The following is a 21,249-nucleotide window of genomic DNA, read 5'->3' as shown; positions in this document are numbered from 1 at the left end:
GCATGCACCGGCGCGGCAACCGCGGCGGGGAACCAATCGCCCGTGCCGGCCTCACAGGCGTGTGTCAAACTCGGCGCCGCTCGCCGCAACCCCATCGTCAATCTCTTATGCCCGACCCTGCCCCAGCGGCGCCACGCCGCGTCGCCTGTATTGAGTGCCCGCTGTGAGCCGGCTGGTCATCGTTGTCGAAAAGGCATCGGACTGGGGTTCCTACTATCCTTCCGACAATGTGGTCACCGCGACGGACTATCTGCGCGAACCGCTGACCGCCGAAGAAGAGCAGCGCACTCAGGTCATCAACCTGTGCCGCAGCTACAAGTACCTGGGCACCGGCTACTACGTATCGCTGCTGGCCGAGGCGCGCGGGCACAAGGTGATTCCGTCGGTGCGCACCATCAACGACCTGCGCCGGCGCTCGCTGTACGGCCTGGACATCGAAGACCTCAACCAGAAGCTCAGCCGCTTCCTGCCCGACTCGCGCGACACCACCGACTTCGGCCTGCAGGTGTACTTCGGCGAAACCAGCTATGCGCCGCTGCAGGATCTGGCGCGGCAGGTATTCGAAACCTTTCCCTGTCCCATCCTGCGCATCGAGTTCGAGCGCGAGCGCGAATGGCGCATCGTGGCGATCAAGCCGACCGGCATGCACCTGCTCAACGATCCGCAAGAAGATGCCTTCGCCGATGCACTGGACCGCTTTTCCAAGAAGCTGTGGCGCAAGCCGCGGGCGCGGCGCAAATACCGCTACGACATCGCCATGCTGCACGATCCGGCCGAGGCCATGCCGCCGTCGAACAAGCGCGCGCTGAAGTCGTTCATCGACGCGGGCAAGGACCTGGGCATCGAAGTCGATCCGATCACGCGCAACGACTACACCCGCCTGGCGGAGTACGACGGCCTGTTCATCCGCGAGACCACGGCGCTGGACAACCACACCTACCGCTTCGCCAACAAGGCGGAGAAGGAAGGCATGGTGGTGATGGACGATCCCACCTCCATCCTGCGCTGTACCAACAAGATCTACCTGCACGACCTGATGCGTTCGCGCAAGCTGCCGACGCCCAAGAGCGAGATCCTGTTCCGCGACGACCCGAAGAAAATCGCCGAACTGCCGCAGATCCTCGGCTTTCCCATCGTGCTGAAGATTCCGGACGGTTCGTTCTCGCGCGGCATCGTCAAGGCCGAAAATGCGGAAGAGCTGAAGAAAGGCGCCGAAGACCTGTTCCAGCATACGGCGCTGGTTATTGCACAAGAGTATCTGTATACGGAATTCGACTGGCGTATCGGCGTGCTGAACAAGGAGCCGCTGTACGCTTGCCAGTACTTCATGTCGCGCGGCCATTGGCAGATCTACAACCATGGTGCCCGCGGCACGGCCAAGTCAGGCGGTTTCAAGACCTTGCCCGTGCGCGAAGCGCCGGCCGAAGTGGTGCGCCTGGCGCTGAAAGCCACGACGCTGATCGGCGATGGCCTCTACGGCGTGGATCTGAAACAGGTCGGCGGCCGCATCGTTGTGATCGAAGTCAACGACAACCCGTCGATCGATGCGGGCGTGGAAGACGAATACCTGGGCGAAGACCTGTACCGGCGCATCATGGAAGAATTCCTGCGCCGGCTGGAGCGCAAGCGGCTGGGTATCACCGATTGAGGCAAGGCTGGCGCTTGCGCCGAGGTACGGTTGTCGGCCTTTGCCGCAAGGCGTCGCAAGGCTTTGTGGCGCAATTCGCTGCGCTCATCGGCGCCCTGCCAAAGCGCAGATTGCCTTCGTGGGGTGCGATGAGCGAATGCGAATTGCACCGCGAGAATTGTCTGCCCGGCCGTATGGCGAGACCTTGCGGCGCAATTCGCTGCGCTCATCGGCGCCCTACCGTTTTGCGATCAGCCGCCGCGCCTGCGGCCTGGACCTGACGTGACGCCATCCCTGGCGCCGGTCGAACGGGCTTCCCGCCCCGGCCACGTCAGTGGCGCGGCGCATGCACAGGCCGACGAGGATCGCCCGTGCATGCGCGGCCAACAGCTGGCGACGTTGCATCGCCCACATCAGCAGTGGTGCACCCACGAGCCAGTACGCGGTCCAGCCAAACTGCGCCGAGTGCGCGCGTGCCTCAGGCAGCAGCGCAACGCCAGCGAGGCCGATACAGAGCCAGCCGGCAATGAGTCGCGCGATCAGGGTGGATTCGGGCGTTGCCGGCAGGGATGCAATCGGTGGCTGGTTCATGGCGCTTCTGTCTCGTGGGTGCAGGTCCAGAATGCGCCCGGACCGTCTCAGATCCTGCGAAGCGGCACGGGCGTTGCGCTGCCGTTGTGCCGGGATGCTGCAAACGGCCGTGACATAATCGGCACCGGTTCCCGGGAGGCGGCGCGTGGAAAACCACACCAATCTGCAATACATCGTCGTCCTGCTGGCCGCGGCCGTCGTCGTTGTCCCCATCGCCAAACGTTTCGAACTCGGCGCCGTGCTGGGCTATCTGATCGCCGGCGCCATCATCGGCCCGGCCGGGCTGAAGCTGCTGCAGAATCCCGAGCGCATCGCGCATATCTCCGAACTGGGCGTGGTGCTGCTGCTGTTCGTGATTGGCCTGGAGCTTTCGCCACAGCGCCTGTGGGTGATGCGCAAGGCGGTGTTCGGCGCCGGCCTGGCCCAGGTGCTGGCTACGGCCGGGGTGATCGCGGCGATCGCGATTTTCGCGTTCGATCTCGCGCCGAAGTCTGCAGTCATCGTCGGCCTGGGCCTGGCCCTGTCGTCGACGGCGTTCGGCCTGCAGCTGCTGGCCGAGCGCAAGGAGCTCACCTCGCCGCACGGGCGCCAGGGCTTTGCCGTGCTGCTGTTCCAGGATCTTGCCGCCATTCCCATCCTGGCCGTGGTGCCGGTGCTGGCAGTAGGCCAGGGCGTGGCAGTGAACACGGTCGAGGCAGGCAAGGTGGTCGGTACCATCGCGCTGGTGGTACTGGCTGGACGCTATCTGCTGCGGCCGGTGTTCCGCATTGTCGCCGGCACGAATATTCCCGAGGTGTTTACCGCCACCGCCTTGCTGGTGGTGATCGGCACGGCCTGGTTGATGGACCAGGCCGGCATTTCCATGGCCCTGGGCGCGTTCCTGGCTGGCTTGCTGCTGGCCGACTCGGAATACCGGCACGAGCTGGAATCGCAGATCGAACCGTTCAAGGGGCTGCTGCTGGGCCTGTTCTTCGTCAGCGTCGGCATGGCGGTAGACCTGCCGCTGCTGTTGCGTGAACCCTGGCTGGTACTGGGCCTTACCGTGGCACTGCTCGCGATCAAGGGGCTGGTGCTGTTTGCGGTCGGCACCACCATCGGCGGGCTGGATCGCTGGCAATCCCTGTCGCTGGCCGCGGTGCTGGCGGCGGGCGGCGAATTCGCTTTCGTCGTATTCCAGCTGGCCGCCGGCAGCAAGCTGATCGATCCGCAGCAACTGAGCCTGCTGATGCTGGTGATCACCTTGTCGATGGCCTCGACGCCGCCGCTGCTGCTGGCTCTGGGCCGCCTGCTGCAGGCGCGCGTGCGCAAGCCCGAGCGTGCGTTCGACCGCATCGACGGCGATGCGCCGCGCGTGATCATTGCCGGCTTCGGCCGCGTCGGCCAGATCGTCGCCCGCGTACTGCGTGCGCAAAAGATACCTTTTACTGCTTTGGAAAATTCCATAGAGCAGGTGGACGCGTCGCGTCGCTTCGGCAGCACGATCTATTTCGGCGATCCCAGCAGGCCGGAACTGCTGCGCGCGGCGCAGGCGGACAAGGCCGAGATCTTCGTGCTGGCCACCGACGACCCGGAGGCCAACGTACGCACGGCACGGCTGGTCAAGCGCATGTATCCGAACCTGAAGATCTTCGCCCGCGCGCGCAACCGCCAGCACGCGTTCCGCCTGATGGACCTGAATGTCGACGGTGTGGTGCGCGAAACCCTGGAAGGCAGCCTCGATCTGACCCGCCAGGTGCTGGAAGCCCTGGGCCAGCCGCCGCGCGTGGCTGCCGACCGGATTGCCCGCTTCCGCACCCACGACGAGGAGCTGCTCAAGGCGCAGCACCTGGTCTATGACGACGATGCCGCGCTGATCCAGTCGGCCCATGACGCACTGCAGGAACTGGAGCAGATCTTCGCCGCCGATACCACCAGCTCGACGAGCAAGGAATGGTCCGGCGGCGTCAATCGCGAGTGGTAGGCCCGCTTTTTCCTCGCCGCCCCGCGGCGAGGCGGCAGAGGTAGCCTCCAGGCAGCTACGACGCGATGGTTCGCGCTGCCCGCGCCCGCGCCACTGCTTCGGCAACCGGTGCGAGCAGCTCGCCATAGCGCACTGCGCGTGAGGTCGTGGCGGTCAGCGGTTTGCGCACCTGGGCTGCGCTTGCGGTGCGCGTGGTGCGCCGGCTTTTGTGGAACTCCAGGCAAGCCGGGTCGAACGGCAGGCCGCAGAATTCGAGCAGGGCGCGGATCTCCCGCTCGGGCTCGGCCACCAGCGCTTCGTACGACTGACTGCGGCAGGCTTGCGGCCAGTACTGCTGCCAGTGCTGCCACAGGTGGCGGTAGTCGGCGTCATAGCGCGCCAGGTGGTCGAGGTCGTAGCTGTAGGCGATATGGCCCGGCGCGAACAATTGCTTGTAGCAGGACCAGCAGGTTTCCACGGCGTCGCGCTGGCAGCCGACGATGCGCGCGCCAGGCAGCATGGCGCGGATCGCACCGGCATATGGCCAGTTTTCCGGCATCTTGTCGGTGAAGCGCCGGCGCGACTGGTAGCGCGCGGTGCGCTGCAGATAGCGCTGGCCCAGCTGCAGCCAGTCGGCGGGGCTTGCCTGCGGCGCCCAGTGCACCAGGGGCTGGCCGCGGCGACTGGATTCCTCCGTCAGCAGCTCGTGCAGATAGGGCAGTTCGCTGGCGGCGTCGACATCGGCGTGGGCGGCCAGTATCTGCTCGGTCAGCGTAGAACCCGAGCGCGGCAGCCCGACGATGAAAATGACCTGTTCGCCCTGTTCGCTGCTGGTCGCGTCTTGCGCGGGTGCGAATGCCCGTGCCAGCGCGTCGACGTAGCGCGAATGGGCGGTGGCGTCCCAGGCCTGCGGGTTGCGGTGCAGCCGGTTGGCGCGGGTTGTCGCTGCCATCGCGTCGGCGAGGCGGTCTGCGGCTTCGTAGGCCTGGCCCAGGGCGAACGCTGCCAGCATTCGATCGTCGCGCGACTGGCGCGGATCGCGTTCCAGTGCTTCCAGCCGCGCCAGTTCCGCCGCGGAGATGGGGACGGTCTTCAGGTCGAGCAGGCTGAACCAGGCCTTGGCCGCCTCGGCCGGCAGCCGGGCCAGCTGCCGGTAGCTGGCGGCGGCCTCGTCGATCTGGCCCAGTGCGGTCTGGGCACGGGCGAGCAGATAGCGGTTGCCCACATGGTTGGGCGCCAGCCGTTCGACCTGGCGCGCAGCCTGCAGCGATTCCTCGGGCTGGTTGTTGCGGTCGTAGGCCAGGGCCAGGGCGAACCAGCTTTCCGCATCGGCATGCAGGCTGACCGCACGCTGCAATAGCGGAATCGCTTCGTCGAAGGCGCCGGTCTCGCTCAGGCTTGCGCCGAGTTCGCTGAGTACCTCGGCATCGTCCGCATGGTCGCGCGCGAGTTCGCGCAGCAGGACCGATGCCTCGGCGCTGCTGCCGCGGCGGCGCACGATGCGCGCGAGCAGTAGCCTTGGTCGCTTCTGCCCAGGCGCCAGCGCCAGTGCGCAGATCGCGGCATTCTGCGCGCCTGGCAGGTCATTTCGCTGCAGCAGGCGTTCCGCGTCGCGCAGCAAGGCGACAACGCGTGGCGACGACGAGGGCAGGCTTTTGCTCGAATTCATAGGCGGAGAAATCTATAGATGCTGGCAGGCCTGATGGATTCTGCGGCCTTAGCGGCGTGTGCCGACAAACCGCGCCGCCGGGTGGAGCGGGCGCAAAAAACAAACGCCCCTGTCGGGGCGTTTGTCGGCTACCGATGTGCGCGTGCTCAGTCGACCGAGAACGACTGCAGGCTTACCGGCGTAGTGCCGGCCATGATGTCGGCGCCGGTATTGTCGTAGCAGTAGCTGTTGACCGTGGCCGGGAAGCCCGTGCCGGCGGTCGTCGTGAGGTTGACCCAGCCGAAGTTGGCCGCCGAGGTGGCTTCGTTGGTGAAGCGCACCCCAAGAAAGCCCGTCGTGCCGGCGCGCCAGGCGGTCATGGTGGTGTCCGCGGTGCCCAGGGCGAACGTAGAGGCCGCACCGATCACGGTGCCGTTGGCGAGCACCGGGTAGATCGTGCCGTCGAACACAGCGCCGTTGTTCGCGTCCGCACCGCCGCCGAAGTAGAAATTCATTCCGTCCGCACCGCCGGCATACGGATCGAAATCGAAGCCCGGGACCGCGCCACTGCTCGTGCCGGTGGTGCCGGTGACGAAGTTGATATAGACGCCGTCGATGTTGTTCGGTATCGAAATCGGCGTGTTATTGCAGATTACGGCAGCCATCGCGCCGTGGGAGGCAGCCATCAGGGCCGATGCGGCGAGCACGGCAGCCAGCGCTGAGGGGTACTTGCGGTTGATCATGGGAACTACTCTCCAAAAATTCGGCGCAAGCGAACCCTGCGGTGCCTCGTCATGGAGACGCCGTTCGCCTTGGCGGGATGAAATGAAATTATTTGACACTCGGGAGTGGGCCAAGCCGCAACGCAAAGCCCGCCGAGCAGCTTTGTCCCAATTCCTGAATTTGTCAATTCTCTGGCGAACTGAAGGTAAATTTTTCTTGCGAAAATAGTGCGCGGATAAGCCGGAGCCGGCGGGTGGACGCGGCGGCTGGGCGGATCAGGCGCGCCCGGCCGGCTGGCGCAGCATCTGCGCCAGGCTGGGAATGGCGGCGCTGGCGCCCAGTTCCGTCGCCACGTCGGCATAGCCGAGCAGTTCGGCCAGTTCGGCCGGGCGGCGGCCGAGACAGTCGCGGATCTCGCGCTCGGCGCCGCGGGCCAGCAGCTGGCGCGCGCAGCCGAGCAGGCCGTGGATGGCACAGGCGTGCAGGGCGCTGACGCCGCGTTCATCCTGGGCGTCGAGATCGGCGGCGAAATCCAGCATCAGCGAAACGAGGTGAGCCAGCTGGGCCGCGTCGCAGTTCGCCCCCGGATCGGCGCGGCCGCCGAGCAGCAGCAACAGCGGCGTCTGTCCCTTGGCGTTGCGCGCATTCGGTGCCGCGCCCATGCGCAGCAGTGCTTCCAGCACGGCCCGCGCGCGCAAGCCAGCATGGCTGAAGGCGTAGCGCGCGGCGGCGTGCAGCGCCGTCGAGTTCTTTTCGTCGACGAGGTTGGGGTCGGCCCCCGCCGCCAGCAGTTTTTCCACCAGCTCGGGGAAGCCCAGTGCCGCGGCGATCATCAGTGTGGTGCCGCCACCGGGTAGGCGCTTGTCCAGCACTACGTTATGCGCCAGCAGCAGCTCGACCACGGCCTCCCGGCGCGCGCTGACGGCGGCCGACAGGCAGCTGGCACCGCTGGCGGCGCTGTGCTCCAGATCGGCACCGCGCTGCAACAGCAGGCCGATCACGGCCAGATGACCCTGGCCGCAGGCGCGCAGCAATGCCGTGGCGCCCTGGTGGTCGGTCGCTTCCAGCGGCAGGCCCAGCTCCAGCAGGCGTTCCACCGCGTCCGCATCGCCCTGGCTGGCCGCAGCGACCAGATCGTCGGTACGCAGGCGGCGGCGCGGCAGTTTCCATTTCTGCCAATGTAACCAATAGCGCAAAGTGCGCGTGCCGCCGCCGAGGGCGCGGCCCAGCGCGGTTTCGCCGTCGTTGGCTGCCAGTTCCGGGTCGGCGCCGTGGCGGATCAGGCAGCGCACTATGCCGGCCTGCTGGGCTGCAGGCAGTGCCACCGCCGCATGCAGCGGGGTGCGGCCGAGCTGGTCGCGCCCGTTCGGATCGGTGCCGGCATCGAGCAGGCGTCCCAGCAGCACGTCGGCGCCCAGTTGCGCCGCCAGGTGCGTTGCCGTTTCGCCCTGTTCGTTCGGCGCAAACGCGTCCGCGCCGCGCTGACACAAGTCCAGCGCGATCGCCAGCAGCGTTTCGCGCCGCTGCGTATCGGTGACGCTGCGTGCCGCTTCCAGTACGCGCCGCAGTACGCCGCCGCCGCCGCTGTTGGCGCCGGCGTCGAGCAGCTCGCCCAGTGCGGCAGCGCTGTCGGGCAGGCGCTCCAGCACGGCGTTGAACAGGCTGGTGCGCGCGGTATAGGCATCTGCACGCAGGCCGTGATTGAGCAGCCACTGGCGCGGCCGCGCGTCGCTGTGCGTGGCCAGTTCCAGCCAGATGCCGGCCAGTTCCAGCTGCGACCACTGGGCCAGGCGCGGCAGCATGCCCTCGGCGATGGTCCAGTGGCCGAAACGCAGTGCGTCGAGCAGGTGGGCTGGCGATTCGGCCACGACCAGGCCGGCATTGCTGCCGTCGGTGACCGAGCTGGGCAGCGGGTAGTCGGGATCGAGCAGGGCGACCAGATCCCAGCGTCCGCCGGCGATGGCGTGCTCAAGCGCGCGCCGCCCGTCGGTGCCGGCGCGCTGGCGGTCGATGCCGAGGTTGAGCAGTGCACGCAGCGCGGCCGGCTTGGCCTGGCGCGACTGGCAGGCGATGACCAGGGCAGTGCGACCCAGGTGGTCGACCTTGTTCGCATCCGGCTTGCGCCCGGCCAGCAGCGCGATGACTTCGGCTGCGCCGGCACGCGCCGCTTCCATCAGGGCCGTAGTGGCATGGCTGTCCGCGGTGTCGACGCTGGCGCCGGCATCCAGCAGCACGCGCACGATCGCCGCATGGCCGGCCAGTGCGGCTGCCATCAGCGCAGTACGGCCCAGTGGCCCCTGGGCATCGGCGCGCGCCTTTTGCTTGAGCAGCAGCTTCACGCCGGTCACGTCGTCTTCGGCGATGCTGGCGGCAGCGATCAGCGCCGGCTGGGCGTGCTCGACTTCGTTGCGCGCGCCGTGTTCCAGCAGAAAACGCAGCAAGGTCCAATTTGCCGCATGGCAGGCCTGGCCCAGCGGCGTCAGGCCGTCGCGGTTGACCGCGGCCAGCGGCGCGCCGGCGTCCAACAGCATGGCTGCGACGATGGGTTCGGCCGCCAGCGCCGCATAGTGCAGCGCGGTATTGCCCTGGCCGTCGGCGAACGCCGGATCGGCACCGTTGGCGAGCAGGGTCAGCACCGCGTCGGGGCGGCCCTGGTAACTGTCGCGCGTCGCCGCCAGCAGCGGGCTAAGCCCGGAATGGCTGCGGTTCACGTCGGCGCGCTTGGCGATCAGTGCACGCAGCAAACGCACCTCGGGCAGGGTGGCGGCCAGCATCAGCACACTGCGCTGGTCGCGTTCGCCACTGGCCGGCACGGTATCCGGATTGGCGCCGCGTTCCAGTGCCGCCAGCGCCAGCTCCAGCTGGCCGCAACGGGTGGCGTGCAGCAGTGCGGCGTCCAGCTCGTTCTGGTCCAGCCCGCGCGGCAATTCCTTGGGCAGAGTGCAGTCGCCGCCGGCACTGTCCGTGCCGGGCTCGGCCGCTGCGGGTTCGGCGCGCCGCGCCCGCCTTGCGGTGAGCAGGGCGCGCAGGCAGCGATTGGCAATCAGCAGCTGGGCCAGCGGCAGCAAGGCGACGTAGAGCAGCAGCACCATCGTGCGCAGCTCGCTGGGCAGCGATTCGCCGAGCCCGGCCAGCGCCACCGCGGCGCAGACCAGGATCAGCTGAGCGAACGCGACCGGCAGGCCGTGACTGAAGAACAGTTCGTGCTCGTCGGTGAGGTGGCGCGCAAAGGTCACGCTGCGCGACACCGCGGCGAGTATCCACGAACCCTGTTCCTCTTCCGGATAGGCATCGTCCCAGACCAGCACCAGGCCGAAGGCCGGCCATACCCGCCACAGCAGCAGCAGCGCGACGACGACGGCAGCCGACAGGCACAGGGTGGCCGGCAGCTCGCCGCCGTTGAGCAGCCAGGCCAGCGGCCAGCCCAGCAGCAGCATCACTGCTGCGGTATAGCTCGCCAGCAGCACGAAATGCGCGGCGCCACGGCGCAGCACCGTGCGATCGAAGCGTGCTTCCAGATCGAAGCCCAGTCCGTGGCAGACCGCCGCCAGGGTCAGCGAATTGGCCGCCAGCAGCAGCAACAGCACGGCGGGGTGGCTGACAAACGCCACGACGAGCAGGCAGGCAGCGGCCGGCAGGAAGTACGGCAGGCTGGCGACGAGGTTGGCGAGGCGCGTCGGCTTGGCTCGGGGCACGCGGGACTTCTCTGCAGGGCGGTCGACAAAAACGGCTGTCCTGAGACAACCTGCCAAAATCCGCGCGAGTATATGCAGTTACGTACGCAACCGCGGTAAGTCCGGCTTAACCCGCGGCGCTGCCGTTGCTGCGCCGCGTCATGCGAGGCTCAGTTGAGCGTCTCCAGCGGCGGTGGCGGCAGCTGCAGATGGAAGCCCGGACCGCGCAGATTCGCCATCACGGTATCGACATCCTCGCGCGCGAGCTTGCGTTCCGGCGACAGCGCCAGCTCGATCACGAAGGTCAGCGGCCCCAGGCTGTCGGCCAGCGTGCGTGGCAGCAGTTCGAACGCGTCGCGCTCGCGCAGGTAGACGAAGGTATCGGCGCGCTTGTGGCTTTTGTATACAAAGCAATCCATTCCGGACTCCTGGCTGAGGCGGCAATGGTAGGGCGAAGTGACGGGGGCTTGGCAATGCGTGGCGCTGCGGTGGTTGGAAGCGTCTCGTCGCGAAGGCGGTTCTGCAGGGTTTTGCGCAGGTTCGGCGCTGTGCGAAGGGTCGCGGGCAGACGGGGCTGGCTGGGTGGTGCATTCAGGGTTGGCGCAGGGACTGGCGGCGTCACTTGCACAGGGCCGAGAAGTGCTGCCGTGGCAAAAATCGTAGACAGAGGACGATTGAGCAGCGCCCCTCTCCCCGCCTCTCCCCCAAGCGAAGCTTGGAGGAGAGGGGTGAAAGCAGGCGTTTCGACTCAGCGTTCGATACCGCGTGCTATCTGCTGGCACCTGGCACCTGGCACCTGGCATCCGGCTCTTGGCACTTGGCACTTGGCACTTGGCACTAGGCACTAGGCACTAGGCACTAGGCACTAGGCACTAGGCACTAGGCACTAGGCACTAGGCACCAAGAAGCCGGCTGAGCGCTCAATCGCCAAATTTCGTCGGTGCCGGCGGTGCCTGGATGCGCGGCTTCGGCGTGGCCGGCAACTGGCCCAGCAGCACTTCGATGGCTTTTTCTATGCTCGGGTCCTTGCCGGCGGCAATCAGCTCGGGACGGTCGATGACCTCGATGTCCGGAGCTACGCCTTCGTCTTCCACGGCCCACTTGCCGTCGGTGTCGAGCAGGCGGAAGGTGGCGGCGAGCATGCCGCCGCCGTCGGCCATGCCGGGGTTGCCGGAGATGCCGATCAGGCCGCCCCAGGTGCGCGTGCCGATCAAAGTCCCCAATTTCAATTTGCGGAAATAGTAGGGGAAGGCGTCGCCGCCGGAACTGGACAGGCCGTTGGTCAGCATGGCCTTGGGGCCTTCGTGCGACACCAGCGGCGTGGCCAGCGGTTCCACGCCGCGGCGCTTCCAGTAGTTCAGCGGCTGGCGCTGCAGCAGTTCGATCATGCGGTCGGGAATGAAGCCGCCGCCGTTGTAGCGATCGTCGATGATCAGCGCTTCCTTGTCGTGGTAGGCGAGCAGGCCGCGGTTGAGTTCGCGGTTGCCTTCGACCGCCGTATTCGGCACGTGGATATAGCCGACGCGGCCGTTGGACAGCTTGTCGACCAGGGCGCGGCGCGAAGCCACCCAGTCGGCGTAGCGCAGCGACTGTTCCGAGGTCAGCGTGCGTACGCGCACTTCGCGCGCGCCACTGGCGCTGGCTTTGTTGCTGACCGTGAGGCTCACGACCTGGTCGCCGCGGCCCTGCAGCAATTGGTACGGATTCTTCACGCTGCGTGCGTCGACGCCGTCGACGGCGATGAGGAAATCGCCCTGCTTCACGTTGACGCCGGCTTCGGTCAGCGGCGAGCGCAGGTCACGGTTCCAGTTTTCGCCGGCATAGATGCGGGCAATGCGGAAATAGCCCGAGGCGTCGGTGGCGAATTCGGCGCCGAGCAGGCCGCTGGCATGGCGTTCGACCTTGGGCATGTCGGGCGAGGACACGACGTAGATGTGACCGGAGTTCATTTCACCGGCAATTTCGTGCAGTACGTAGTCCAGGTCGGCGCGGCTGCCCAGGTAGGGCAGCATGGCGGCGTAGCGGTCGCGGATGCCGTTCCAGCGTTCGATACCACCGTGTACACCCGGGTCGTAGAACCAGTCGCGCAGGATGCGCCAGGCGTCGGTGTAGACCTGTTTCCATTCCACGCGCGGGTCGATGTACAGCTCGAGCCGGTCCAGATTCAGGGCGCCGGCGGCGAAGTCCTGGCCGGCGTCGGCCTTGACGATGGCGTAGCGGTCGCCCTGCTTGAGCAGCAAGGTGTCGCTGCTGGCGGAAATGCGGAAGTCGGCGATATTCGGTGCGACGCTCTTGTCGGTGTCGGCATCCAGGGCGAGGCGGCGCAGATCCTGCGGGTCCAGGCTGGGGTCCATCACGCGCCGCTGGCGCTGATTGTTGGACAGGAAATACACCGCATCGATGCCGGCGCGCAGGCCCTGGTAATCGCCCGGGCCGACTTTCAGCGCAGTCAGGCGGCCGAGAATGCCGTCGCGGTCGACACGCACCTTGGGCGGCAGTGCGGCCTGGGTTTCCTGGGCCGGTTTTTCCGCCGGCGCCGTGCTGGCCGGCTTGACCTCGTCGCTCTTCAGCGGATAGACAGCCGGCGCATCGGCGGCCAGGCCCAGCGCATACGGGCGCGTGGCATTTGTGTACAAATAGTTACTTTCGAACGCGCTGAAGGTCAGGTTGTAGTCGCGGTTGGACAGGAAATACAGCCAGCGTCCCTTCGGGTCGAAGGTCGGGCTGAAGGCGCTGCTGGTCGCTTCGGTGACGGCGCCGGTCTTGCCGTCGGCGAGCGAATACAGCCAGATTTCCGACAGGTTGGCGGCGTTGGTGCGCGCATAGGCCAGCCAGTTCGAATCGGGTGACCAGGCGTAGTCGGTGATGTCGTCGTAGCGGCCCTGGTCGACCTCGCGCTGGCTGCCGCTGTCGATGTCGACGATGCGCAGGCGCTGCTGCTTGTCGGCATAGGCTAGCTTGCGCGAGTCCGGCGACCAGACCGGCGGGAAGCGCCAGATGCTGCCGTCGCGGGTGACCCGGCGCGGCTCGCCGTTGCCGTCCTGGCCGCGCACATAGATTTCGTACTCGCCGCTGGCGTCGGACAGATAGGCCACGCTCTTGCCATCCGGCGACCAGCGCACGCTGATCTCGCGCGCGGCCGGCGTGCGGCTCAGATTGCGTACTTCGCCGTTCTTGGCCGGTACGCTGAACAATTCGCCGCGCGCACCGAATACGGCGCGTTCGCCGTGCGGCGAAAGATCGAAGGATTCGATCTGGCCGGCGACTTTCTTCCAGGCCGGCATGGCCTGGGGCTGGTCGCCGCCGACGCGGATATCCAGCTTGGCCACCTTGGCCGTGGCCGGATCGAAGCGCCAGATCCAGCCGCCCTGTTCGAAGGCGATGGCGTCCTTGCCGGCGCTGGGCCAGAGCACGTCGAAATCGCTGAAGGTGGTGAGCTGGCGCGCTTCGCCGCCCTGGGCCGGCATGGACCAGAGGTTCAAGGTCTGGCCGCCGCGGTCGGAGACAAAGAACACCGTATCGCCCAGCCACATCGGCTGGTGATCGGTGGCGCGGGCGTCGGTCAGGCGCTTGGAGGTGTTGTTGACCAGATCGTAGGTCCACACGTCCTGGGCGCGGCCGCCGCGATAGCGCTTCCAGCTGCGGAAATCACGATCAATCGGCGTGTAGACGACGGACTTGCCGTCGGGCGAGAACATGCCGCCGCCGCTGATCGGCATGGCCAGCGGTGTTTCCAGGCCGCCGTCGAACGGCACCCGGTAGAGCAGGCCGCTGCGTTCGTCGTAATACGGCACGCGGTTGGCGCGCACCAGTACGTCCTTGCCGTCCGGGCTCCAGTCCAGCACGCGGTAGTCGGTGCCGCCGCGCTGCGGCATGGCGCCGACGTCGTTGTACCAGGTGAGCTGGCGCGGCAGGCCGCCGTCGGCCGGAATCACATACACCTGGCGCGTGCCGTCGTATTCGCCGGAAAACGCGATCCAGCGGCAGTCGGGGGAAAATTTCGGATACAGCTCGTTGCCCAGATGCGAGGTCAGCCGCTGCGCGACACCGCCGGTGGCGGCGGCGCGATAGATGTCGCCGGCCTGGACGAAGGTGACGGCATCGCCGCAGATATCGGGAAAACGCAGCACGCGGCTGGCTCCCTGCTCGGGTGCCGCGGTGGCCGCGGCAAGCAGGGCAGCGGAAACGAGGGTTATCGGCATCGGGTGCTCGGCTCGGTAGTGGGCGCACCCGATTGTAGAAAGCGGACGGGCTACTGCCCTGGGCCAAAAGGGCTAGTTCGCGGGTGCGGTTCTGCGCCGTCCGCAGGCGTAGACCCAAGGCTATTGCCCCGCAGAACCGGCGCGTTCGCGCCGTGTTTGCCGTGCTGCGCGCACAGCGGTCTTGCCGGTGCCGGGTTTTGTCGCGGCGGCGAAACGCTCAGCTGCCGATGGCAAGCTCTTTCTGCGCCGCGTCGAGGAATTCCTTTTCCTTGCGCCGGTAGTACTTCGGTGCCACGCGAGCGCGCTTGAGCATGTCTTCGAACACCTGGCGTGCCTCGTCCGTCCGGCCTGCCTGCTTGAGCAGCAGTCCATAGCGCAGGCGCGCTTCCTCGCCGGGATAGCTGGTGGACAGGACCTGGTATTCCTCCAGCGCGCGGGCGTGCTCGCCCAGTTCTTCCAGGCAGCGGGCGTAGAGGAAGTGGCCGTCGTCGGAGCGGAAATCCGGATTGGCCTTGATCAGCGTATCCAGCGTATCGCGCGCGGCGGCGTACTGGTGCTGGCCGGCCTGGGCCTGGGCCAGGCCGAGCAGGAAGGCCGCGTCGCTGGCGTAGATGCCCTTGAGCACCGACTGGTACAGCTCGGCCGCATTGGCATAGTCGCCCAGGCGCATGCATTCCTCGGCCAGCTTGCGCCGGTTGTCGACCGTGTCGGCCACGTCCAGCTGCTGTGCGATGCGCCGGCGCTGGCGTTCCGGGTCGATGCGGTCCTGCACGTTGCGCACCAGCTTGCGGCTGGCCGGATCGTTGCGCAGCTCGGGAATGACCTGGGTGATGATGTAGACCGCCGAACCCAGGAAGGAGCCGATCAGGATCAGCCAGATCCAGTAATACGGCCGGCCCGTGCGCACCAGGTGCACCAGGCAGAAGAACTGCAGCAGTACCGAGGCAACGATGAGGATGGGCATGGCGGCGCGGCAGACGGGCGAGGCGGCGAATCTTGTCGCCGTCGCTGCGGCGGCGCAAGGCGTATGGTTGAAGCGCGGCCGCGCAGCTGCCTCCGGGATTCGCCCGGAGGCAGCATGGCAGGTGTTACTTGGCCGAGCTGGCCTTGCCGGCTTCCGGTGCGAGCGACGTATCGCGGATTGCCTTGAACTCGCTGTCGGCCGCCCATTGCGGCCAGGTCGATTCGGCGGCGAGTTTCTTGCCTACCGCATACAGCGCCTGCAGGTCGGCGACGGCGCCGTCCAGCGGCAGGTCGTCGCGGTATTCGTCGGCGACCTGGTGGTAGCGGTTCTTGCCGTAGTCGTCGAACGCGGCCTTGCCTGCGGCTTCGCCACCGACGAACAGGTCGGCGCCGCCCTTGGCGTATAGCGCCGGCACGCCCTTGCGGGCGAAGTTGAAATGATCGGAGCGGAAGAAGAAGCCCTTCTCCGGCGATTCGCCCGGCGTGATCACGCGGCCCTGGGCGGTAGCGGCTTCCTTGATGTAGGCGTCCATGTCCGACTGGCCGAAGCCGACGACGCTGATGTTGCGTGCCATCGGCGTCAGGTACAGGGCATCCATGTTGATGTTGGCCACGGTCTTGTTCATTGCGATCGGCGGATGCGTGGCGTAGTAGCGCGAGCCGAGCAGGCCGGATTCTTCCAGCGTCACCGCGGTGAAGATCACGCTGCGCTGTGGCGGCGGATTCTGCTTGGCGAACGCTTCGGCGATTTCGATCAGGCCGGCCACGCCGGTGGCGTTGTCGACTGCGCCGTTGAAGATCTGGTCGCCGCTGCGCGTGGTGTCTTTGCCCAGGTGGTCCCAGTGCGCGCTGTAGACGATGGCTTCGTCAGGATGGCCGCTGCCGGCGATCATGCCGACGACATTGTCTGAAGCGCCGCTCTTGATCGCACTCTTGAGCGTGGCCGACAGCTTGGCCGGCAGCGCCTGCGGCTTGAAGCCGCGCACGTCGGCGCTCTTGCGCAGTGCGGCGAAATCCAGGCCGGCCTTGCCGAACAGGCGCTCGGCCGAAGCCTTGGTGATCCAGCCTGCCAGGTCCAGGCGCGGTGCCGGGTCTTCGCTCTTGGGCAGGTCGAACTGCGGTCCGCTCCAGCTGTTCTCGATCACGTCCCAGCCGTAACCGGCACCTTCGGTCTCGTGCACGATCAGTGCGCCGGCGGCGCCCTGGCGGGCGGCCTCCTCGAACTTGTAGGTCCAGCGGCCGTAGTAGGTCATCGCGCGGCCCTTGAACAGTTCCGCATCGCCGCTGCCGAAGCCTGGGTCGTTGATCAGTACGACGACGGTCTTGCCCTTCACGTCCAGGCCGGCGTAGTCGTTCCACTGCTGCTCTGGCGCGTTCACGCCGTAGCCGACGAAGACGAGTTCGGAATCTTTCAGCGCGACCTCGGGCTTGGCCGACAGATTGCCCACGACCATGTCGGTCTTGTAGGCGAACTTCTCGCTGCTGCCGCCGACGGCCACGTCCAGGCTCACGTCGGTGTTCTGCAGGTTGATTTCCACCATCGGCACGGACTGGAACCATGAGCCGTTGTTGCCGGGCTTGAGGCCGATGCGCTCGAACTCGTCCTTGATATAGGCCGTGGTCAGGCGCTCGCCCAGGGTGCCGGGTTCGCGGCCTTCGAACTCGTCCGAGGCGAGTTTCTTCAGGCGTGCGCCGAAGCCGGCAGCGCTGATGCCGCTGCTGTCGTTGATGACCGGTGCGGCGGGCGCCGCGGCCGGGGCCGGAGTGGCAGCCGGCGCGGCGGCAGCCGGCGGCGGTGGCGGGGTATCGGAACAGGCAGCCAGGCTCAGGGCCAGGCTGGCGACAATCAAGGTATGGCGCATGGAGCCTCCGGGAACTACACAGAATCCCGAGTGTAGTCAGCCCGCGGCGGCCCCAGCCAGGCCAGAAGTCATGTGCACGCTCACGGAAATGGCCGAACCGGCGCCAGGGCCGGCTCTGCCGGGCGTAGCTGCCGGTTTCCCGCCGCGTGCCTGCTATCGGCTACTGCGCAGGAAACCCGCCGCCCGCTCGATACGGGCTGGCGGCGGAAACCCACGCAAATGCCGACCGGGCCGCGCCGGCGCGCGAACGATTATGGCGTGGCGCCGCTGAAACGCTTGGCCGTGGCGCCTTCGATGGCGCCGGTCTTGGCGCTGTCGCTGACGAACAGGTCGACGTCGCGGCGGAACACCAGCGGACCGCGCACCACCGCGTTCGGGCCGATGACGACACGCGGATTCTTGCTCTTGCCCCAGTTCCAGCCGCTGGGCTTTTCCACCAGGATGCCGCCGTCGACACGTGAGTCGCGACCGATCTCGATGTCGCCGGCAACGGTTTCGATGCTGCCGCCGATGCGTGCGGCCTCGGTCTGGATACGGCCGTTGACGTTGGATACCTTGCCGCCGACATCGGCGCCGGCTTCCAGCGTGATGCCGCCGTTGACCGATTCCACTTCGCCGCGGATACGGCTGCGCTGGCCGATGTCGATGCCGCCGTTGACGGTGCTCAGGCTCGACGCTTCCACGTCGCTGCCGATATTGATTTCGCCGTTGACGGTTTCCGCATCGTCGAGGCGGGCGTGGTCGCCGACATGGATGGAACCGTTGACGGTTTCCAGATCGCCGGCGGCCTGGCCTTCGGTGATACGGATCGAACCGTTGACCTTGTCGATGTCCTCGCCGCTGCTGCCGGCGTGAGCGCCAGCGGACAGCGCGATGCAGAGGGCGAAGGCGAGCGTGCGCATGGTCATGATGAACTCCTGTTGAGGTTGGCCGGTGCCGCGCGGGCTGCGCGGACGATCCGCGCTGACAGGGGCTTGGATGCAGCGTTTTGCGCCAGGGTTGCAGGCTGGTGCCGCCCCCCTGCCATCAGTCATGTGCGGCCCAGGCGGGCGCGGCGGCGATTGGGCTACCATGCGTGTTCCGCCACGCTCGCCGACTCTGCCGTGACCGCACCCAAGCCTGTATTGCTGCTGATCCTCGATGGCTGGGGCCATCGCGTGGAAACCGACAACAACGCCATTGCGCTGGCGCGCTGCCCCAACTGGCGCCGCCTGCTGGCGACCTGTCCGCACGACCTGGTCGACACCCACGGGCTGCACGTAGGCCTGCCCGACGGACAGATGGGCAATTCCGAGGTCGGCCACATGAACATCGGCTCGGGCCGCATCGTCTACCAGGATCTCACCCGCATCGACCAGGATGTTTCCACGGGTGAATTCTTCAACAATGCAGCATTGCTGCGGGCCTGCGACGCCGCCCGCGGTGGCAGCGGTACCTTGCACCTGTTCGGCCTGCTTTCGCCGGGCGGCGTGCACAGTCACGAAAGCCATATCTTCGCCATGATCCGCCTGGCCGCGCAGCAGGGCGTGCCGCGCATCGCCGTACATGCCTTCCTCGACGGTCGCGACATGCCGCCGAAGAGTGCCGAACCGAGCCTGCGCGAACTCGAAGCAGTCTGCGCCGCGACCAGCGGCGCCTTCGTCGCCACGGTCGGCGGCCGCTACTACGCGATGGACCGCGACAAGCGCTGGGAACGGGTACAGCTGGCCTACGACGCCATGGTCGACGCGCGTGCCGAGTTTCACGCGGCCAGCGGCGTCGGCGCACTCGCGGCGGCCTACGCGCGCGGCGAGAACGACGAGTTCGTCAAGCCGACCGTGATCGGTGCCGGCGCGCGCATGGTCGACGGCGATGCGGTGGTATTCATGAATTTCCGCGCCGACCGTGCCCGCCAGCTGGTACAGGTATTCACCGAAGCCGCCTTCGACGGCTTCCCGCGCGGCCGTGCCCTTGCCCTGTCGGCTTTCGTCACCCTGACCGAGTACAGCGCCAGCCTCGCTGTCACCGCCGTTGCCTACCAGCCGCAGTCGATGGCCAATACCCTGGGCGAATACCTGGCGTCGCTGGGCAAGACCCAGCTGCGTATTGCGGAAACCGAGAAATATGCACATGTAACTTTCTTCTTCTCGGGCGGGCGCGAGCTGCCGTATGCGGGCGAACAGCGCATCCTGGTACCCAGCCCCCGGGTCGCCACCTACGATCTGCAGCCGCAGATGAGCTGTCCGGAACTCACCGACAGGCTGGTCGCGGCCATCGCCTCGGGCGAGTTCGATTTCATCGCCTGCAATATTGCCAATCCGGACATGGTCGGGCATACCGGCCTGCTCGGCGCGGCCATCGCGGCGGTCGAGGCGGTTGATGAAGCCCTGGGCCGCATCGAAGCGGCGATCCGCGCCGCAGGTGGCGCGCTGCTGATCAGCGCCGACCACGGCAACCTCGAGCAGATGCTGGACGAGAACGGCCAGCCACATACCCAGCACACGGTCGGGCCTGTACCGCTGGTCTATGTCGGCCCCGGCCGGCCGCGCATCGAACACGGCGCATTGCGTGACCTGGCGCCGACCGTGCTGGCGCTGATGGGCCTGCCGATGCCGGCGGAAATGACGGGGCGTTCGCTGCTGACTTTCGACGCTTGATCCGTCAAGCGGCCATGCCTTGCGCAGGGTGCGATGAGCACAGCGAATTGCGCCGCGCGGAGCAGGGTCTGGCCGCGCCCGCTGTGCTGCGCGCGGTATCGGTCGTGGCGGCGGTTCTTCGCGTGGTGGGATGCCTTGCGGTGCAATTCGCTGCGCTCATCGCACCCTACGTGGCCGGCGCGTTGTGGCACTCCGCTGCCGTCGCCCAGGAAGCCGCCGAGGCGGCCGCAAGCGCTGCGCCGGCCAAGCCGGCCAGCAATGAGGAACGCGAGGCGCAGCAGAAGCTCGACACCTTGCGCACGCAAATCAAGCAGCTGGCCGATCAGCGCAAGGCGACCGAAGCACAGAAAGGCGGTGTCGCGGTAGAGCTGCGCGAGCGCGAGACGCGCATTGCCGCGGTCGCGCGCGAGTTGCGCACGCTGCAGGAAAAACTGGCCGAGCAGCAGCAGTCGCTGGATGCGCTGCAATTGCGCAAAAAGGAACTCGAGGAAAAACTCAAATCCCAGCGCGATGCCCTGGCAGCGCTGCTGCGTTCGGCCTACGCCCTGGGCCGGCACGAGGAAATCAAGCTGATCCTGCAGCAGAACGAAGTGGCGACGACGTCGCGCGTGCTTGCCTATCATCGCTATTTCCAGCGCGCGCGCATGGGCCGCATCGAGGAATTGCTGGCCGACCTGGTCGACCTGGCCAAGGTGCAGCAGGCGATCGAGGCGCAAGTCGTCGAGATCGAGGCCACGCGCGGCGAGCGCAACAGCGAAAGCACGCGGCTACAGGCAGAGAAGCTCGAGCGCGAGGCCATGCTCGACACCCTGGAGCTCAGCCTGAAAGACCAGGCTGCCCGCCTGGACGCCCTGGGCAAGGACGAGTCGGCCCTGCTCCGCCTGCTCGAACGGCTGCGCGACGTGTTTGCCGATATTCCCAAGCAGCTCAAGGCGGCCGAACCGTTCGCGGAACGCCGCGGCCGCCTGCCCTGGCCGCTGCCGGGCAAGGTCGCGGTCGGCTTCGGTTCCAGCGATGACTCGGGCCGGGCGATCTCCGGCATCGTCGTGGCGGCCGACAGCGGCACCGAAGTGCGCGCGGTGTCGCATGGCCGCGTCGCCTATGCGGACTGGCTCAAGGGCTATGGCCTGATCCTGATCCTCGATCACGGCGACGGCTACATGAGTCTTTACGGCTATAACGAAACCTTGCTCAAGGATGTTGGAGACTGGGTCGACGCGGGCGAACCAATCGCGACCGCCGGCACCAGTGGCGGGCGCAAGAGCGCCGGCCTGTATTTCGAGCTGCGCGCCCGCGGCAAGCCGCTGGACCCGCGCAGCTGGCTCAAGCCCGGCCCTTGATAGTGCCGTTGCCGGCGGCACTTTTATGCCGGCTGCCGGTCGGA

General features: G+C 67.1%; 13 protein-coding genes. 4 read left to right on the top strand and 9 right to left on the bottom strand.

Annotated elements, in window-relative coordinates; translation table 11 throughout:
• Positions 1–163: 163 nt before the first annotated feature.
• Positions 164–1,648 carry a RimK family protein gene (locus tag DFR29_RS18115; protein WP_133820031.1) on the top strand — a complete coding sequence of 495 codons (1,485 nt, stop codon included), beginning with the start codon at positions 164–166 and terminating at the stop codon, positions 1,646–1,648.
• A 216-nt stretch (positions 1,649–1,864) separates the two neighbouring features.
• On the opposite strand, the gene DFR29_RS18110 is transcribed toward DFR29_RS18115, so the two are convergent.
• Positions 1,865–2,218 (bottom strand): hypothetical protein, encoded by a 354-nt coding sequence (locus DFR29_RS18110; protein WP_133820030.1) that lies wholly within the window; start codon positions 2,216–2,218, stop codon positions 1,865–1,867.
• 145 nt (positions 2,219–2,363) lie between these two features.
• On the opposite strand from DFR29_RS18110, the gene DFR29_RS18105 reads away from it, so the two are divergent.
• A complete protein-coding gene (locus DFR29_RS18105) occupies positions 2,364–4,178 on the top strand; it encodes a monovalent cation:proton antiporter-2 (CPA2) family protein (RefSeq protein ID WP_133820029.1) in 1,815 nt (604 codons plus the stop codon).
• Between the two features lie 55 nt (positions 4,179–4,233).
• Here the strand turns inward: DFR29_RS18105 and DFR29_RS18100 are convergent, their stop codons facing one another.
• The 8 genes from DFR29_RS18100 to DFR29_RS18065 form a co-directional block, all read right to left on the bottom strand.
• Positions 4,234–5,826: a tetratricopeptide repeat-containing sulfotransferase family protein gene (locus tag DFR29_RS18100; RefSeq protein WP_133820028.1), complete on the bottom strand. Its 1,593-nt coding sequence runs from the start codon at positions 5,824–5,826 to the stop codon at positions 4,234–4,236.
• 146 nt (positions 5,827–5,972) lie between these two features.
• The gene (locus DFR29_RS18095) at positions 5,973–6,548 is read right to left on the bottom strand and encodes a hypothetical protein (RefSeq protein ID WP_133820027.1); all 576 of its coding nucleotides are present in this window, start codon (positions 6,546–6,548) and stop codon (positions 5,973–5,975) included.
• Between the two features lie 255 nt (positions 6,549–6,803).
• Positions 6,804–10,223, bottom strand: coding sequence for an ankyrin repeat domain-containing protein (locus DFR29_RS18090; RefSeq protein ID WP_133820026.1), 3,420 nt, complete (start codon positions 10,221–10,223; stop codon positions 6,804–6,806).
• A 149-nt stretch (positions 10,224–10,372) separates the two neighbouring features.
• Positions 10,373–10,621 carry a YcgL domain-containing protein gene (locus DFR29_RS18085; protein WP_133820025.1) on the bottom strand — a complete coding sequence of 83 codons (249 nt, stop codon included), beginning with the start codon at positions 10,619–10,621 and terminating at the stop codon, positions 10,373–10,375.
• Between the two features lie 501 nt (positions 10,622–11,122).
• On the bottom strand, positions 11,123–14,404 hold the full coding sequence (locus DFR29_RS18080; protein ID WP_133820024.1) for a S41 family peptidase: 3,282 nt from the start codon (positions 14,402–14,404) through the stop codon (positions 11,123–11,125).
• A gap of 217 nt (positions 14,405–14,621) precedes the next feature.
• A complete protein-coding gene (locus DFR29_RS18075) occupies positions 14,622–15,368 on the bottom strand; it encodes a tetratricopeptide repeat protein (protein WP_133820023.1) in 747 nt (248 codons plus the stop codon).
• A 124-nt stretch (positions 15,369–15,492) separates the two neighbouring features.
• Positions 15,493–17,229 (bottom strand): M28 family metallopeptidase, encoded by a 1,737-nt coding sequence (locus tag DFR29_RS18070; protein ID WP_133820022.1) that lies wholly within the window; start codon positions 17,227–17,229, stop codon positions 15,493–15,495.
• 251 nt (positions 17,230–17,480) lie between these two features.
• Positions 17,481–18,137: a DUF4097 family beta strand repeat-containing protein gene (locus tag DFR29_RS18065; RefSeq protein ID WP_243746096.1), complete on the bottom strand. Its 657-nt coding sequence runs from the start codon at positions 18,135–18,137 to the stop codon at positions 17,481–17,483.
• Between the two features lie 195 nt (positions 18,138–18,332).
• On the opposite strand from DFR29_RS18065, the gene gpmI reads away from it, so the two are divergent.
• Complete coding sequence (gene gpmI, locus DFR29_RS18060; RefSeq protein WP_133820021.1) at positions 18,333–19,865, top strand: 2,3-bisphosphoglycerate-independent phosphoglycerate mutase; 1,533 nt, start codon at positions 18,333–18,335, stop codon at positions 19,863–19,865.
• A 140-nt stretch (positions 19,866–20,005) separates the two neighbouring features.
• On the top strand, positions 20,006–21,205 hold the full coding sequence (locus tag DFR29_RS18055) for a murein hydrolase activator EnvC family protein (protein WP_166654184.1): 1,200 nt from the start codon (positions 20,006–20,008) through the stop codon (positions 21,203–21,205).
• Positions 21,206–21,249: the final 44 nt, after the last annotated feature.

It is taken from the genome of Tahibacter aquaticus (assembly GCF_004363655.1).
Lineage (GTDB): Bacteria > Pseudomonadota > Gammaproteobacteria > Xanthomonadales > Rhodanobacteraceae > Tahibacter > Tahibacter aquaticus.
The sequence above is the reverse complement of the archived record's forward strand: the minus strand, read 5'-3'. Positions and strand labels throughout refer to the sequence as shown.